This window comes from Streptomyces sp. IBSBF 2435 (genome assembly GCF_036815005.1).
Lineage (GTDB): Bacteria > Actinomycetota > Actinomycetes > Streptomycetales > Streptomycetaceae > Actinacidiphila.
Genome location: NZ_JAJSYW010000117.1, coordinates 1 through 14803 on the forward strand (window position 1 = coordinate 1; position 14803 = coordinate 14803).

15 protein-coding genes are annotated in these 14803 nt (G+C 73.4%); 6 read left to right on the forward strand and 9 right to left on the reverse strand.

The window, feature by feature from the left end:
* Positions 1 to 159: 159 nt before the first annotated feature.
* From V7E46_RS21730 to V7E46_RS21740, 3 genes are all read left to right on the forward strand, one after another.
* On the forward strand, positions 160 to 675 hold the full coding sequence (locus V7E46_RS21730) for a mycothiol transferase (RefSeq protein WP_333769979.1): 516 nt from the start codon (positions 160 to 162) through the stop codon (positions 673 to 675).
* Between the two features lie 78 nt (positions 676 to 753).
* Complete coding sequence (locus V7E46_RS21735) at positions 754 to 2466, forward strand: MFS transporter (protein WP_333769980.1); 1713 nt, start codon at positions 754 to 756, stop codon at positions 2464 to 2466.
* A gap of 31 nt (positions 2467 to 2497) precedes the next feature.
* Positions 2498 to 2992 (forward strand): MarR family winged helix-turn-helix transcriptional regulator, encoded by a 495-nt coding sequence (locus V7E46_RS21740; RefSeq protein ID WP_333769981.1) that lies wholly within the window; start codon positions 2498 to 2500, stop codon positions 2990 to 2992.
* A gap of 162 nt (positions 2993 to 3154) precedes the next feature.
* Here the strand turns inward: V7E46_RS21740 and V7E46_RS21745 are convergent, their stop codons facing one another.
* A complete protein-coding gene (locus V7E46_RS21745) occupies positions 3155 to 4666 on the reverse strand; it encodes an MFS transporter (protein ID WP_333769982.1) in 1512 nt (503 codons plus the stop codon).
* Between the two features lie 156 nt (positions 4667 to 4822).
* On the opposite strand from V7E46_RS21745, the gene pgm reads away from it, so the two are divergent.
* Entirely contained in the window at positions 4823 to 6463 is a 1641-nt protein-coding gene (pgm, locus tag V7E46_RS21750) for a phosphoglucomutase (alpha-D-glucose-1,6-bisphosphate-dependent) (RefSeq protein ID WP_333769983.1), read from the forward strand.
* 174 nt (positions 6464 to 6637) lie between these two features.
* Here pgm and V7E46_RS21755 read toward each other — a convergent pair whose 3' ends face one another.
* The 5 genes from V7E46_RS21755 to V7E46_RS21775 form a co-directional block, all read right to left on the reverse strand.
* Complete coding sequence (locus tag V7E46_RS21755; protein WP_333769984.1) at positions 6638 to 8404, reverse strand: ABC transporter ATP-binding protein; 1767 nt, start codon at positions 8402 to 8404, stop codon at positions 6638 to 6640.
* Between the two features lie 279 nt (positions 8405 to 8683).
* Positions 8684 to 9769 carry an S-(hydroxymethyl)mycothiol dehydrogenase gene (locus tag V7E46_RS21760; RefSeq protein WP_333769985.1) on the reverse strand — a complete coding sequence of 362 codons (1086 nt, stop codon included), beginning with the start codon at positions 9767 to 9769 and terminating at the stop codon, positions 8684 to 8686.
* Positions 9770 to 9952: 183 nt separating this feature from the next.
* Positions 9953 to 10390, reverse strand: coding sequence for a chaplin family protein (locus V7E46_RS21765; RefSeq protein ID WP_333769986.1), 438 nt, complete (start codon positions 10388 to 10390; stop codon positions 9953 to 9955).
* 175 nt (positions 10391 to 10565) lie between these two features.
* Positions 10566 to 10784 carry a DUF5133 domain-containing protein gene (locus V7E46_RS21770; RefSeq protein ID WP_329181009.1) on the reverse strand — a complete coding sequence of 73 codons (219 nt, stop codon included), beginning with the start codon at positions 10782 to 10784 and terminating at the stop codon, positions 10566 to 10568.
* Between the two features lie 187 nt (positions 10785 to 10971).
* Entirely contained in the window at positions 10972 to 11337 is a 366-nt protein-coding gene (locus V7E46_RS21775; protein ID WP_333769987.1) for a hypothetical protein, read from the reverse strand.
* Positions 11338 to 11346: 9 nt separating this feature from the next.
* On the opposite strand from V7E46_RS21775, the gene V7E46_RS21780 reads away from it, so the two are divergent.
* Entirely contained in the window at positions 11347 to 11616 is a 270-nt protein-coding gene (locus V7E46_RS21780) for an FCD domain-containing protein (protein ID WP_333769988.1), read from the forward strand.
* A gap of 145 nt (positions 11617 to 11761) precedes the next feature.
* Here V7E46_RS21780 and V7E46_RS21785 read toward each other — a convergent pair whose 3' ends face one another.
* Complete coding sequence (locus tag V7E46_RS21785) at positions 11762 to 11935, reverse strand: hypothetical protein (protein ID WP_333769989.1); 174 nt, start codon at positions 11933 to 11935, stop codon at positions 11762 to 11764.
* Between the two features lie 383 nt (positions 11936 to 12318).
* Here V7E46_RS21785 and V7E46_RS21790 point away from each other — a divergent pair, with 383 nt between their 5' ends.
* Positions 12319 to 13581, forward strand: coding sequence for an MFS transporter (locus tag V7E46_RS21790; RefSeq protein WP_333770002.1), 1263 nt, complete (start codon positions 12319 to 12321; stop codon positions 13579 to 13581).
* On the opposite strand, the gene V7E46_RS21795 is transcribed toward V7E46_RS21790, so the two are convergent.
* On the reverse strand, positions 13468 to 14343 hold the full coding sequence (locus tag V7E46_RS21795) for a hypothetical protein (RefSeq protein ID WP_333769990.1): 876 nt from the start codon (positions 14341 to 14343) through the stop codon (positions 13468 to 13470). The two genes, V7E46_RS21790 and V7E46_RS21795, sit on opposite strands and share 114 nt — an antisense overlap.
* Entirely contained in the window at positions 14340 to 14753 is a 414-nt protein-coding gene (locus V7E46_RS21800) for a YchJ family protein (protein ID WP_333769991.1), read from the reverse strand. Before V7E46_RS21800 ends, V7E46_RS21795 begins: the two co-directional genes overlap by 4 nt.
* Positions 14754 to 14803 lie beyond the last annotated feature (50 nt).

Sequence of the window (14803 nt, forward strand, 5' to 3'; positions counted from 1 at the left end):
CCCCCCCCCCCCCCCCCCCCCCCCCCCCCCCCCCCCCCCCCCCCCCCCCGGCGCGAATCCGCGCGCTCTTGCGCCGGCGATCGGCGAGGATCGGATCATCAGGCCGCCACGGGACCGCCGGGCCCCGCGGCGGCGCCGCCCCGCCGCGAGGAGCCCCCGATGAACACCGCAGATCTGCTGACCGAGGCCTACGGCCGGATCAAGGAGGTCGTCCACTCCGCCGTCGACGGCCTGACCACCGACGAGCTGGCCTTCCGCGTCGACCCGGAGGCCAACACCGTCGGCTGGCTGGTCTGGCACCTGGCCCGGGTCCAGGACGACCATGTCGCCGAGGTGGCGGGCCGCCCGCAGACCTGGACCGAGGACGGCTGGGACAAGCGCTTCGGGCTGCCGCTGGACACCGCCGACATCGGCTACGGCCACAGCCCGCAGGAGGTGGCCTCGGTCACCGTGTCCTCCGGGGACCTGCTCACCGGCTACTACGACGCGGTCCACGAGCAGACCCTGGCCTACCTGCGCTCCCTGGCCGACGCCGACCTCGACCAGGTGGTGGACCGCCGCTGGAATCCGCCGGTGACCCTCGGCGCCCGGCTGGTCAGCGTGCTCTCCGACGACCTCCAGCACGCCGGGCAGGCCGCCCTCCTGCGCGGCATCCTGCTGCGCCGCCGCGGCTGAGCGGCGGGGCACCCCCCCGATGATAGAGTTACTTAACCTAAGTTAAGTAACTGACCCGGGCGGGGTGTGAAGGGCCTGATGGCGACAGAAGACGCGACGAAACGAATACAGCGGCGGCCACCGCGTATCGCAGCCGACCATCCGCACTACAAGTGGGTGGCGCTGTCCAACACCACCCTCGGCATGCTCATCGCCACGATCAACTCCTCGATCGTGCTGATCTCGCTGCCCGCGATCTTCAACGGCATCAGGCTCGACCCGCTCCAGCCCGGGAACGTCAGCTACCTGCTGTGGATGCTGATGGGGTACATGCTGGTCACCGCGGTCCTGGTGGTCACGCTCGGCCGACTCGGCGACATCCTGGGCCGGGTCAAGATCTACAACGCCGGCTTCCTGATCTTCACCGTCACCTCGGTGATCCTCTCCGTCGACCCGCTGCACGGCGGCGGCGGAGCGCTGTGGCTGATCGGCTGGCGGGTCGCCCAGGCGGTCGGCGGCTCCATGCTGATGGCCAACTCGGCGGCGATCATCACCGACGCCTTCCCCGCCCGCCAGCGCGGTATGGCGCTCGGCGTGAACATGGTCGCCGGCATCGCCGGCTCCTTCATCGGCCTGGTGCTCGGCGGCCTGCTCGCCGAGTGGAACTGGCGTTCCATCTTCTGGGTCAATGTGCCGATCGGCCTGATCGGCACCGTGTGGGCGTACCGCTCGCTGCACGAGACCGGGATACGCCGCCCGGCGAAGATGGACTGGTGGGGCAACATCACCTTCGCGGTCGGCCTGACCGCGCTGCTGGCCGGCATCACCTACGGCATCCAGCCCTACGGCGGCCACACCATGGGCTGGACCAACCCCTGGGTGCTGGCCGGGCTGATCGGCGGCGTCGCGATGCTGGCGGCCTTCTGCCTGGTCGAGTCCAGGGTCGCCGAGCCGATGTTCCCGCTCAAGCTGTTCCGCAACGCGGCCTTCGCCGGCGGTAACGCGGCCACCCTGCTGGGCTCCATCGCCCGCGGCGGCCTCCAGTTCATGCTGATCATCTGGCTCCAGGGCATCTGGCTGCCGCTGCACGGCTACAACTACGCCGACACACCGCTGTGGGCCGGCATCTACCTGCTGCCGCTGACCGTGGGCTTCCTGGCCGCGGGACCCATCGCCGGCGCGCTGTCCGACCGCTACGGCGCCCGGCTCTTCGCCGCCTCCGGCTTCGTGGTGATGGCCGGCTCCTTCGCCGGGCTGCTGCTGATCCCCACCGACTTCAGCTACTGGGTCTTCGCGCTGGTGGTCTTCCTCAACGGCCTCGGCGGCGGCCTGTTCGCCGCGCCCAACACCTCGATCATCATGGCCAGCGTGCCCGCCGAGTCCCGCGGCGCCGCCTCCGGCATGCGCGCGACCTTCCAGAACGCCGGCATGGTGCTGTCCATCGGCGTGTTCTTCTCGCTGATGGTCGCCGGCCTCGCCCGCTCGCTGCCGCACAGCCTCAGCACCGGTCTGATGGCCCAGGGCGTGCCCGCGGCGAACGCCCACGACGTGGCGAACCTGCCACCGGTCGGCACGCTCTTCGCGGCCTTCCTCGGCTACAACCCGATCCAGCAGCTGCTCGGCCCCGACCTGCTCGGCAAGCTGCCCGCGGCCAACGCGCACACCCTCACCGGGCGGGAGTTCTTCCCGCACCTGATCTCCGGACCCTTCCACGACGGCCTGGTCGTGGTGTTCGCCCTGGCGATCGTGATGTCCTTGGTCGCAGCAGGCGCGTCGCTGATCCGCAGCCGCCGCACCGGCACGGACAGCTGACCGCGGTACGACCCAGGAGGCGCCCCCCGCCATGACCGACACCAACGGGCGCGGGGCGCCCTCCTCGGCCGCCGTACCCCGGCTGCGGCTGGTCATCGCCCGGCTCTACCGCCAGCTCGCGCAGGCCTCGGGAGACGACCTCAACCTCACCTACGCCCAGCTGTCCGCGCTGGCCAGGACCCAGGAGCACGGCCCGCTGCGGATCGGTGAGCTGGCCGCCCACGAGCAGGTCGCCGCCCCCTCGCTGACCCGTACGATGGCGCCGCTGGTGGCCGCGGGGCTGGTCGCCAAGCAGCCCGACCCCTCCGACGGCCGTTCCTGGCTGGTCAGCATCAGCCCCGAGGGCGGCGAGCTGCTCGGCCGGATCCGCCGCGAGCGCTCGGAGCTGCTGGCCCGCAGGATGGCCCGGCTCGACCCCGAACGGCTGGACACGCTGCTGGCAGCGCTGCCCGTCCTGGAGCAACTGCTCACCGAGCCCGGGCCGGCGGACGCACCCGGGCCGGCGGACGCCCCTGAGCCGGAGTAAGCCCCTGAGCCGGAGGACGTCAAGGCACCGCGGGGCGCGCCGGGCCGGAGGGCGTCACCGCACCCGAGGGCGTAACCGGGGCGCGGACCGTCACCGCGGCCGAGGGAGTACCCGAGGCGCGGGGGAGCGGCGCCGGGCCCGGGCGGAGGGCGGACCGCGGGGTCACTGGCGGGTCGCGCCGCCCGTGCCCGGCTCCAGCGGCGGCGCCGAGAAGCCGCAGTTCGCCCGGCACTCCGGCATCGCCCCCGTGCCACCGCCGTCCTCGTGCAGCGCCCCCGACGGCACCAGCGCGAAGGCCAGCAGCGCCGCGAGCGCGCACAGCCCCGCGCAGATCATCATCGCCGAGCCGAAGGCGGCGTCCACCTTGTGCGGCGAGCGGTACGCCTGGTTCGACAGCCCCACCGCCAGCGGCAGCGCGGCCACGATCAGCAGCTGCGCCACCCGGGCCGCCGCGTTGTTCACCCCGCTGGCGATCCCGGCGTGGTCGACCTCCACCGACGCCAGCACCGTCGCCGTCAGCGGCGCCACGAACAGGCTCATCCCCAGCCCCTGCACCACCACCGCGGGCAGCACGTCCAGCACGTACGACGACGAGCCGGGACCCAGCCGGATCAGCAGCAGCAACCCGGCCGCGGTCACCAGCGGCCCCACCGTCAGCGGCAGCCGCGGCCCGATCCGCTGGGCCATCGCCCCGGCCGGCGCCGACAGCAGCAGCATCAGCACGGTCACCGGCAGCGTCGCGAGACCTGCCCGCAGCGCGCTGTACCCCGCGGCGATCTGCAACTGCACCGGCAGGATGAAGAACACCCCGCCGATCGCCGCGTACAGACACAGCGTCACCACGTTCATCGAGGTGAACAGCCGGGAGGAGAAGACCGACAGCGGCAGTATCGGATGCGCGCGGCCCCGCTCGGTGCGCACGAAGGCCGCCCCGCACGCCACCCCCGCCAGCGCGGGCAGCACGATCGACGTCCACGGCGGATGGCCGGACGCGGAGATCAGCGCGTACGTGACGCCGGCCAGGCAGAGCGCGGCCAGCGCGGCGCCCCGCACGTCGAAACTCCCCGACGCCGTGCGGTCCCGGCTCTCCGGCACATGGCGCACCGCGATGGCCACGACCACCGCGGCGAGCGGCAGATTGACCAGGAAGATCCACCGCCAGCCGGGGCCGTCCACCAGGAAGCCGCCGAGGAAGGGCCCGATCGCGCCGGCCACCCCGCCGAGCCCCGACCAGGCGCCGACCGCCTTGGCCCGGTCCTGCGGCCGGAAGGACGACTGCACCAGCGCCAGCGAACCCGGCGTCAGCAGCGCGCCGCCCACCCCTTGGAGCGCGCGGGCGCCGATCAGCACGGCGGTGTTCGGCGCGGCCCCGCACCCCGCGGACGCCAGCGCGAACCACACCACGCCGATCACGAAGACCCTGCGCCGCCCGTAGCGGTCGCCGAGGCCGCCGCCGAGCAGGATCAGCCCGGCCAGCGTCAGCAGATAGCCGTTCACGGTCCACTGCAGCGAGGCCAGCGACGCGTCCAGGTCCTCGCCGATCCGGGGGAGCGCGATATTGACGATGGTGCCGTCCAGCAGCGCCATGCCCGAGCCGAGCACCGAACACGCCAGCACCCAGCGGCCGGTAGCGGACGCCAGCGGTACGCCCGCTGCGGGCTGCTCAGGGGTCATCGGGCCACTGTAAAGCGTGCGAGGTCGCCGTCCGGGGTACGCGATCATCCACGGGTGCGTCGCGGCCCGCCGCGGCGCGCGCTGCTGCGGACCGGGCGGGCGGGGACGACAATGGTCGGGCAGGACCGACCCAAGCTGTAGCCAAAGGAGACGTGGATGCCGCACCAGCGTGCCGGGACACCGGCCCGGCCGGAGGACCTGGTGGACGTACCCCGCCTGATCACGGCGTACTACGCGCTGCACCCCGACCCGGCCGAGCCGGGCCAGCGGGTGGCGTTCGGGACCTCGGGGCACCGCGGCTCCTCGCTGGCCACCGCGTTCAACGAGGACCACATCGCCGCGACCAGCCAGGCGATCTGCGACTACCGCAGCGCGCAGGGCACCACGGGGCCGCTCTTCCTCGGCGCCGACACGCACGCGCTGTCCGAGCCGGCCCGGGTCACCGCCCTCGAGGTCTTCGCCGCCAACGGCGTCGGCGTGCTGATCGACGAGAAGGACGGCTGGACGCCGACCCCCGCGGTCTCGCACGCCATCCTGACCTACAACAACGGCCGCACCGGCGCCCTGGCGGACGGCGTCGTCGTCACCCCCTCGCACAACCCGCCCGCGGACGGCGGCTTCAAGTACAACCCGCCCAACGGCGGACCCGCCGCCTCGGACGCCACCACCTGGATCCAGGACCGGGCCAACCAGCTGATCACCGACGGCCTCAAGGGCGTCCAGCGGATCGGGTACGCGCGCGCGCTGGCCGCGCCCACCACCGCCCGCTACGACTTCCTCGGCCGCTACGTCGACGACCTGCCGTCCGTGCTGGACCTGGAGGCGGTACGCCGGGCCGGGGTGACCATCGGCGCCGACCCGCTCGGCGGCGCCTCCGTCGAATACTGGGGCCGGATCGCCGAACGGCACGGCCTCGACCTCACGGTGGTCAACCCGCAGGCCGACCCGACCTGGCGCTTCATGACGCTGGACTGGGACGGCAGGATCCGGATGGACTGCTCGTCGCCGTACGCGATGGCCTCGCTGATCGCCCGCAAGGACGACTACGCCATCGCCACCGGCAACGACGCCGACGCCGACCGGCACGGCATCGTCACCCCCGACGGCGGGCTGATGAACCCCAACCACTACCTGGCGGTGGCCATCTCCTACCTGGCGGGGCACCGCGAGCAGTGGGGTCCCGAGCTGGCCATCGGCAAGACCCTGGTGTCGTCGTCGATGATCGACCGGGTCGTCGCCGACCTCGGCCGGCCGCTGACCGAAGTACCGGTCGGCTTCAAGTGGTTCGTGGACGGCCTGCGCGGCGGCACCCTGGCCTTCGGCGGCGAGGAGTCCGCGGGCGCGTCCTTCCTGCGGCGCGACGGCGGCGCCTGGACCACCGACAAGGACGGCATCCTGCTGGCCCTGCTGGCCGCCGAGATCACCGCGGTCACCGGGCGGACCCCCTCCGAGCACTACACCGGCCTCACCGAGCGGTTCGGCGACCCCGCCTACGCCAGGATCGACGCGCCCGCCGACCGCGAGCAGAAGGCCGTGCTGGCCAAGCTGTCGGCCGGTCAGGTCCCGGCCAGGGAACTGGCCGGCGAGCCGGTCACCGCCGTGCTCACCGAGGCTCCCGGCAACGGGGCGGCGCTCGGCGGCGTCAAGGTCTGCACCGACAACGCGTGGTTCGCCGCCCGCCCCTCGGGCACCGAGGACGTCTACAAGATCTACGCCGAGTCCTTCCTCGGCGCCGACCACCTCGCCGAGGTGCAGCAGGAGGCGCAGGCCATCGTCGGCGCCGCGCTCGGCGGCTGACCCGGCCGCCGTGGGGGGGGGGGGGGGGGGGGGGGGGGGGGGCGGGGGGGCGGGCCGCGGGGGGGGGGGGNGGGGGGGGGGGGGGGGGGGGGGGGGGGGGGGGGGGCGGGGGGGGGGGGGGGGGGGCGGGGGGGGGGGGGGGGGCCCCCCCCCCCCCCCCCCCCCCCACCGCGGTCAGGCCAGCTGGGCGGCCTGCAGGCCGGCGTAGGCGCCGCCGCTGCGCAGCAGGTCCGCGTGCGAGCCGATCTCCGCGATCCGGCCCTCGTCCAGCACCACGATCCGGTCGGCGTTCCTGATGGTGGACAGCCGGTGTGCCACCACGAAGACCGTACGGCCGCGCACCAGCCGGGTCAGCGCCTGCTGCACCAGCGCCTCTGAGCGCGAGTCCAGCGCCGAGGTGGCCTCGTCCAGGATCAGCACCCGCGGGTCGCGGATCAGCGCGCGGGCGATCGCCAGCCGCTGCTTCTGCCCGCCGGACAGCCGGGCGCCGCGTTCGCCGACGACCGTGTCGAGGCCGTGCGGCAGCCGGTCGATGAACTCCAGCGCGTTGGCGTCCCGCAGCGCGGCCCGCACCCGCTCGCCGGGCACCCCCTCCATGCCGTAGGTGACGTTCTCCCGGATGCTGCCCTCGAACAGGATCGACTCCTGCGGTACCACCGACAGCCAGCTGCGGTAGTCGCGCAGGTCCAGGGTCTCCATGTCGACACCGTCGAGCAGGATGCTGCCCTGGGTCGGCCGCAGGAAGCCGATCACCAGGTTGAGCACGGTGGACTTGCCCGCGCCCGAGCCGCCGACCAGCGCGATCGTCTCACCGGGCCGGACGTCCAGGTCGAAGCCGGTGATCGAGGGCCGGTCCGCCTCGGGGTAGGTGTGGCCGACACCGCGGAACTCGAACCGCCCGACCACTCCGGACACCGGCGCCTTGCCGTTGTTCTGCTCCAGGTCCGGCGCCTGCAGCACCTCGCCGATGGAGCGCACCGACTCCAGGCCCTTGCCGATCTGCGGGGTCAGCGTCAGCAGCGTGGTGACCGACCCGGTGAGGCTGGAGAAGTACGCGCTGAGCATCACCACGGTGCCGGGCGTGACGCTCAGCCAGCCGTAGTACGCCACCAGCGCGGAGCCCGCCAGGCACGCCACACCGATCGCGTTGAGCAGGATCCAGGCGAGCGAGCCGAACCAGCCGTTGAGCCGGTCCAGCCGCAGCCCCGCGTGCAGCACCTCGCCCAGCGTGCGGTCCACCCGGTGCAGCGCGGTGTTCTCCAGGCCGTGGGCGCGGGTGATCGGGATCAGCGCGGTCATCTCGTTGACCCGCGACGACAACTGCTCGACCTGCTGGCGGAAGGACTCGTTGCGGTCCCGCAGCCGCTGCCGCAGCTTGACCACCAGGAACGCGGAGGCGGGCACCACGACGGTGTAGACCGGCAGGAAGGCCGGTGCCTGGATGCCGATCACGACCAGGCCGCCGGTCAGCGTGGCGATGGCGGCGAGCCCGTTGTCCGCGGTCTGCTGCGCGGCGGTCTCGATCGCCTCGACGTCCCTGATCACCTTGGCCTGCAGCACCCCTGCGCTGACCCGGGAGTGGTAGCCGATGGACAACTGCTGCATCCGGTGGCACAGCGCGGTCCGCAGCCGGGTGCCGGTGCGGCGTATCGAGCCCTGCATGCACCGCACGTACGTCAGGTGCAGCGGCAGGTTGAGCACCAGGATCACCAGCAGGACGGCGGAATTCCACCACAGCACGGAGATCGGGCGGTGCTGGACGACGACATCGACGACGTTCGCGGTGATCAGCGGCAGCAGCCACACCGGGGTGTGCTTGAAGAAGAAGGCGGCGACGGCCAGGGCGACCCGCCGCCGGTCGGGGTGGAAGAGGTAGAGGAGGGTTCGTACGGGGTGCTCGCCACGGTAGCGGTGGCTGAGCGTGCCTTGCGGCAACGCCATTGCGGGCTCCTCGAAATCACGTCTTCGCGGTGGTGCGGTACAGGGCGCACGGACGGGCACCTCGGCGCTGAGGTGCGGATTGTCTTCATGTGCGCGCATACACCTTATGGCCAGGCCGGCCTGCCGCGCCCGGCCGTTTCCCGCCGGGTCCCGGTGGCGGCCCGCCACCGGGACCGCCACCGGAGCCCCGCACGGGACGCGCCGGGAGCCGGCGCACGGCGACGTGCCGGGGCTCGTCTCGCGGCGGCCGGGGCTCGTATCACCACGCCGTGCCGGGGCTCACATCACCACGACGGACCGCAGCACATCGCCGGACTGCATCCGGGTGAAGGCCGCCTCGACCTCGTCCAGCGCGATCGTCTCGCTGACGAAGGCTCCCAGGTCCAGCCGCCCCTGGAGATGCAGGTCGATCAGCATCGGGAAGTCCCGCGACGGCAGGCAGTCGCCGTACCACGACGACTTGAGGGCGCCGCCGCGGCCGAAGACGTCCAGCAGCGGGATCTCCAGCTGCATCTCGGGCGTCGGCACCCCGACCAGCACGACGGTGCCCGCCAGGTCCCTGGCGTAGAAGGCCTGCCGGTAGGTCTCCGGGCGGCCCACCGCGTCGATCACCACATCGGCGCCGTGCCCGCCGGTCAGCTCGCGGATCGCCTCGACCGGGTCCTGGTTGCGCGAGTTGACGGTGTGGGTGGCGCCCAGCGCGGAGGCGGCGGCGAGTTTGCGGTCGTCGAGGTCCACCGCGATGATCCGGGCCGCGCCGGCCAGCCGCGACCCGGCGACCGCGGCGTTGCCCACCCCGCCGCAGCCGATCACCGCGACCGAATCCCCGCGCCCGACCGCCCCGGTGTTGACCGCCGCGCCGATCCCGGCCATCACCCCGCAGCCGAGCAGCCCGGCCACCGAGGGCGCCACCGACGGGTCGACCTTGGTGCACTGCCCGGCCGCCACGAGGGTCTTCTCGGCGAACGCGCCGATGCCCAGCGCCGGCGACAGCGCCGTACCGTCCGCGGTGGTCATCTTCTGCCGGGCGTTGCGGGTGTCGAAGCAGTACCACGGCCGCCCGCGCAGACAAGCCCGGCACCGGCCGCACACCGCACGCCAGTTGAGGATCACGAAGTCGCCGGGCGCCACTTCGGTGACCCCCGCGCCGACCTCCTCCACCAGGCCCGCGGCCTCGTGCCCGAGCAGATACGGGAAGTCGTCGCCGATACCGCCCTGCTGGTAGTGCAGGTCGGTGTGGCAGACCCCGCACGCCTGGACCCGCACCACCGCCTCACCGGGACCGGGGTCCGGCACCGTCACCGTCTCGATCCGCACCCGCTCGCCCTTGCCGGGTGCGACCACCCCGCGGACTTCCTGTGCCATGGCTGAGCCCTCCTTCGCCGACGTTCCCCGCCGACCTTAGGCGCCGGGGGCGGGCCTGCGGCAGTACGCGGCAGCGTCCGACCGGGTGGTGGCACGGTCCGCGGCATACCGGGGCCGGCCGGATGCCGGACGCGTACGGCATCCGCGGGCTTGTGCCGCGTACGCGAGGGGCCGGTCCCGCGGTCAGCGGCGGGCGGCGGACCCGGCCCGGCGGCGGAGCGCGGTACCGCCGAGGAGCAGCGCGAGGCCGCCCGCGGCCGCCATGCCCGTGCCGCCGGTCCCGGTGTCGGCAAAGGTCGGGGCGGCGGGCTCGGGCGCCACAGGCACGGCGACACTGCCGGGCGGCGCAGGAATCGGGGTGTGGGCAGGTGCGGGCGGCGCGCCCTCGTCGACTGCGGTATCGGCGCCGGCCGCATTGCCGAGGCCGACAACGCCCATCGCGTTCCCGGAGGCTTTCAGCGGCAGGCCGAGCGGCAGCCGCTGCCCGCTGCCCGCCAGGACTCCCGGCGAACCCGCGGTGTCCCCTTTGACGGCCGCGTCGGCCTGCGCGAATCCCGCGGAGGCCAGCACGCCACCGGCGACCATGGCGGTGACGAGTCCCTTCCGGGCGAGCCTGTTCATACGTTCCTGCCTTCCGGACATCGGCGCGGGCGATACGCCCGCACGGTGACAACGTCGCGGAAAGCCGATCTGGTCATGCCGCCGGGAAATGCCACCCCAACGGCTTCCCCTGCGCCGGCCGGCGGTGGCAGACGGACCGTCATACCCGGCGGGGCGGAGGTGATGTGGCGCGCCGTCAGGCGGCCACTCCGTCCTGGTCCTCGATACGTGCACGGGCCGCCGCGAGCGCGGCGCCGATCTCCCGGGTGCCGGTGGACACGCACAACGTGTAAGCCGTGTCGCGCAGTTGCTGGTCGACGCGCGGGTCGGTGCCGTCGGTACCGTCCGTGTCGTCGGACAGCGATTCGTAGCGTTCCACCAGGTTCCGCAGGACGGTCGGGTGCGCCATCAGCATCGTCGTACTCCTCGGTGGTCGGTGAAGTCGCTCCCCACATGCCCGCTCCTCGTGCATGCATGCGTGATACACAGGGAATGTCGCGCAGGTCTCATCGCCGCCCGGCGCCGTTCCGGCCGCCGTCACGTCCGACGTCCCGCTTCCGGTGACGGGGCGAAAGACACCCCGCCACCGCGGCCAGGCGGGGTCAGTTCTGCCGCCCGGTCAGCGTGTCCTCGGCGGAGCCGTCCGCTTGCGCGACCGTCTGCACCGGCACGGCCCCGGCCTCGTGGTCACCGCGTTCGCGCAGGAAGAGGGAGCAGAGGAAGCCGGCCGCCAGGAGGGCGCCGAGCAGGACGAAGACGGTGCGGATCGTCGTGTCGTCGGCGAACGCGCCGAGGACGGGGGTGAGGAAGCCGCCGAGCGAGAGGGCCAGCCCCAGCGTGACGCCGCTCGCGGTGCCGATGTGCCGCGGCAGGTAGGCGTGGGAGAGCGTGATCTGCGGGGCGGACGGCAGGAACATCGCGCAGCCGAACAGGCCGGTGGCGCAGACGACGACGAACGGCTGGCCCACGGCGACACGGTGGAGCCTTGCGTCGACGCCGACATGGCCCTGCACCGGGCCGTGGTCGTCTCGGCCCACAACGACGTCCTTGTCGAGCTTTTCGACGGCTTCGTGCCGCGGATGCGCCGGGTGATGCCCGACATGCTGAGGATCCGCCCCGTCGCCTCTCCCGAGGCCGACCACGCGGAACACGCCGCGCTCGTACAGGCGATCGCCGAGCGGGACACGCGGGCGGCGGCGGAATTCAGCCGCTCGCATCTGACGGCGATGAAGAGGGCCTTCACCTGAAGCGCGGCCCCCGGGGCGGGGAGCTTCGGCCCTGGTCGGGCGCGGAACCGCCGACGGGCGGGAAACGGCGGTGGCCGTTCCCGCCCGGCGGCGATCGGATCACCCTGCCGGCCCGGCGTGCCCGCCAGGCCGCGCCGGGCGGGCACTAGTCGATACTGCGCAGGATGTGCGTCTCGGACAGGTCGTCCTCGTATCCCGCCAGGCGGATCGGAGCACACCGGGACCAGGTGCCCAGCGGGCCCTCGTCCTCCAGGAGCGTCACGGTCTTGCCGCTGTGCTCCGCTGTTTTCTCTTTGCGCTTGAGCTGATCTCGTGACACCGCGCACTCCTTAGCGTCGCGTCGACCGGATGCGCCCTACAGGCCGTGGCCTTGCGCCGGGCGCCCGGCTGGATTCCAAACATCGGGCGGTGCGGACGCGGTGGCGCCTGTGCGATAGCCGGAATGTGGCCGAGGTGGCGACGCGTTCCGGGACGGGACCGAGGGGCCGGTACATCCCCTGGAGCCTGATCGTCCGGCACAGCTTATTCCCGCCAGCCTCACTGCCACCAGCCGGATTTGCTCCGCGTTCAACTGTCCAACGCCGTCCGTACCCCCGCACGGAAGCGACCCGGCCGCCGCGGGACCGGGCACGATTGCTACCGTTTGCCGTGCTCAAGAGTGAGAAGGACAGCAAGAACCGGACTGGGCCATCCGGGTCGGCGATACCCGACCCGGCGCCTCCCGGGCGCAAAAACCGGCTGCTCGCCGATATCGGCCCCCTGCGCGACCACGCGGATTTCCGCCGGCTCTGGTTCGGCAACACCGTGTCCTACATCGGCCAGCAGATGACCGCGATGGCCGTCGCACTCCAGGTCTACGCGATCACCGGTTCCAGCTTCTACGTCGGCCTGGTCGGCCTGTGCTCCCTGGTGCCGCTGGTCGTCTTCGGGCTCTACGGCGGGGCCGTCGCCGACGCCGTCGACCGCCGCAGGCTCGGCCTGGTGACGGCGACCGGCGCCACCGTACTGTCCGCGGCGCTCGCCGCCGTCGCCATTGCGCACGTCCGGTCGGTCGGTGTGCTCTACGCGATCGTCGCCCTGCAGGCGGTCTGCTTCGCCATGAACTCCCCGGCCCGCTCCTCGATGATCCCCAGGCTGCTGCCCGCGGACCAGCTGCCCGCCGCCAATGCGCTGGCCTCGCTGGCCGGCGGCGTCGGGCAGATGGCGGGACCCATGCTCGGCGGTGTCTTCGTCGGCCTGTGGGGCTACCAGGCCGCCTACCTGATCGACGCCGCCGCCTTCAGCGCGTCGCTCTACGCGATGTGGCGGCTGCCGTCGATGCTGCCGGGGGAGGGCGACGGCGTCGCCAGGCGGCGGCCCTCGGTCATCGAGGGCCTGCGCTATCTGGCCGCCCGGCCCAATCTGCGGACCACCTTCGTCTCCGACCTCGCGGCCATGGTGCTGGCCCAGCCCCGGGTGCTCTTCCCCGCGGTGGCCGGACTGTGGTTCGGCGGCGACACCAGTACGGTCGGCCTGCTGGCCGCCGCGCCCGCGGTGGGCGCCCTGTTCGGCAGCGTCTTCTCCGGCTGGCTCGGCCGCGTACGCCGCCAGGGCCTCGCTGTGCTCGTCGCGGTGGCCTCCTGGGGGGCCGCGATCGCCGTCTTCGGCCTGACCCGCGACCTCTGGCTCGGCCTGTGCTTCCTCGCGCTCGCCGGCTGCGCCGACACCGTCAGCATGGTCTTCCGCAACACCATGCTCCAGTCCGCCGCCCCCGACGACATGCGCGGCCGGCTCCAGGGCGTCTTCCTGGTGGTCGTCGTCGGCGGCCCCCGCCTCGGCGACTTCCTCGCCGGCAGCGCCGCCGACCTCTTCTCACCGACCGCCGCGGTGGTCGGCGGCGGCCTCGCCTGCATTGCCGCGATCACGCTGATCGCGCTTTTCCAGCGCGGCTTCGTCTCCTACGACTCCCGCCGCCCGATCGCCTGACGCCGCCACGTGTCCCCCTGCGCGGCTTCTGGGGCGTCCCTGGCCGGCTGTCACGGCGCCGGGCGCACATCGCTCGGCGCCGCCTCCGCCCTCCACGCCGGTCCGAACGCCGGGCTCCTGGTCCGGCAGCAGGCCGGCGGCCAGCGCGTCCACCGACGCCGCCAGGGGCCCCTGCCGGGGCTCCAGCGCCGTCGCCGCGGCAGTGAGCCGCTTCAGGTCGGTGAGCCAGTGGCCGGTCGCCAGCGGCTCGGCGCCGATCCGGAGCAGGCCGCGCTCCAGCAGCCCCCGGGCGGTGTCGGGCCGGCCCCTGCGTACGGCCTTCACCACCGCCACCGCGTTGGCCAGCGCGCTCGCCGCCGGCGACCACGGCTCGGCCGCCGAGGCCGCCGGCGGCGACGCCTCGTCACGCCGGTCCGCGCGCACGTCGAGATCCAGCCGCCAGAACAGCGGCAGCCCGCGGAAAGCGGCGAAGACCAGCCGGTGGCCCGGCGCGTCGGCGTAGTCCGGGTCGGAGCGCAGCGAGATCAGCGGGCCGACCCCGCCCAGGGTGCGCCGCACCCTCTCCACGCAGCGCCCGAAACCTGCGGCGGGCACCTCCCAGGCGATGTCGATGTCGCTGTAGAGGTCCGCGGTGCCCGTCGCGAGCGACCCGCGCAGCTCCGCCGTCGAGCCGGGGCAGGCGCCGTGCAGCGCGGCCAGCAGGTCCGCGGCGAGCGCGGCCCGTATCGCGGGATCCAGGTCCTGCTCGGGCCCCGCCGTCACCGGCCGGGCCGCCGCCCGACCTCGCCGGCGTAGACCCACCGGCCGTCCTCCCGCACGAAGCGGCTGTCCTCGTGCTGGTCGCCCTGCGCACCGCCGCCGCGGTAATGGGCGCGGAATTCCACCGTCCCCTCCGCGTGGAAGGCGCTGCCACCGGTGCCCCCGAGGATGTCCAGACCGGTCCAGCGCACCTCCGGGTCGAAGGTCACCTCCCGCGGCCTGGTCGAGGAGTGCCAGCTGCGCAGCAGATAACCGGCGTCGCGTACGGCGAAGGCGCTGTAGCGCGAGCGCATCAACTGCTCGGCTGTCGCGGCCGTGGCCTGTCCGCGGTGCAGCACACCGCAGCAGTCGGCATACGCGGCGGGCAGGCCGCAGGGGCAGGGGGCGGGCTTGGGCGCGGGGCGAGCGGACATGCTCCGATTGTCGCGGACGAACGCTGCGCCATCCGCAGCAACGGGTGTTT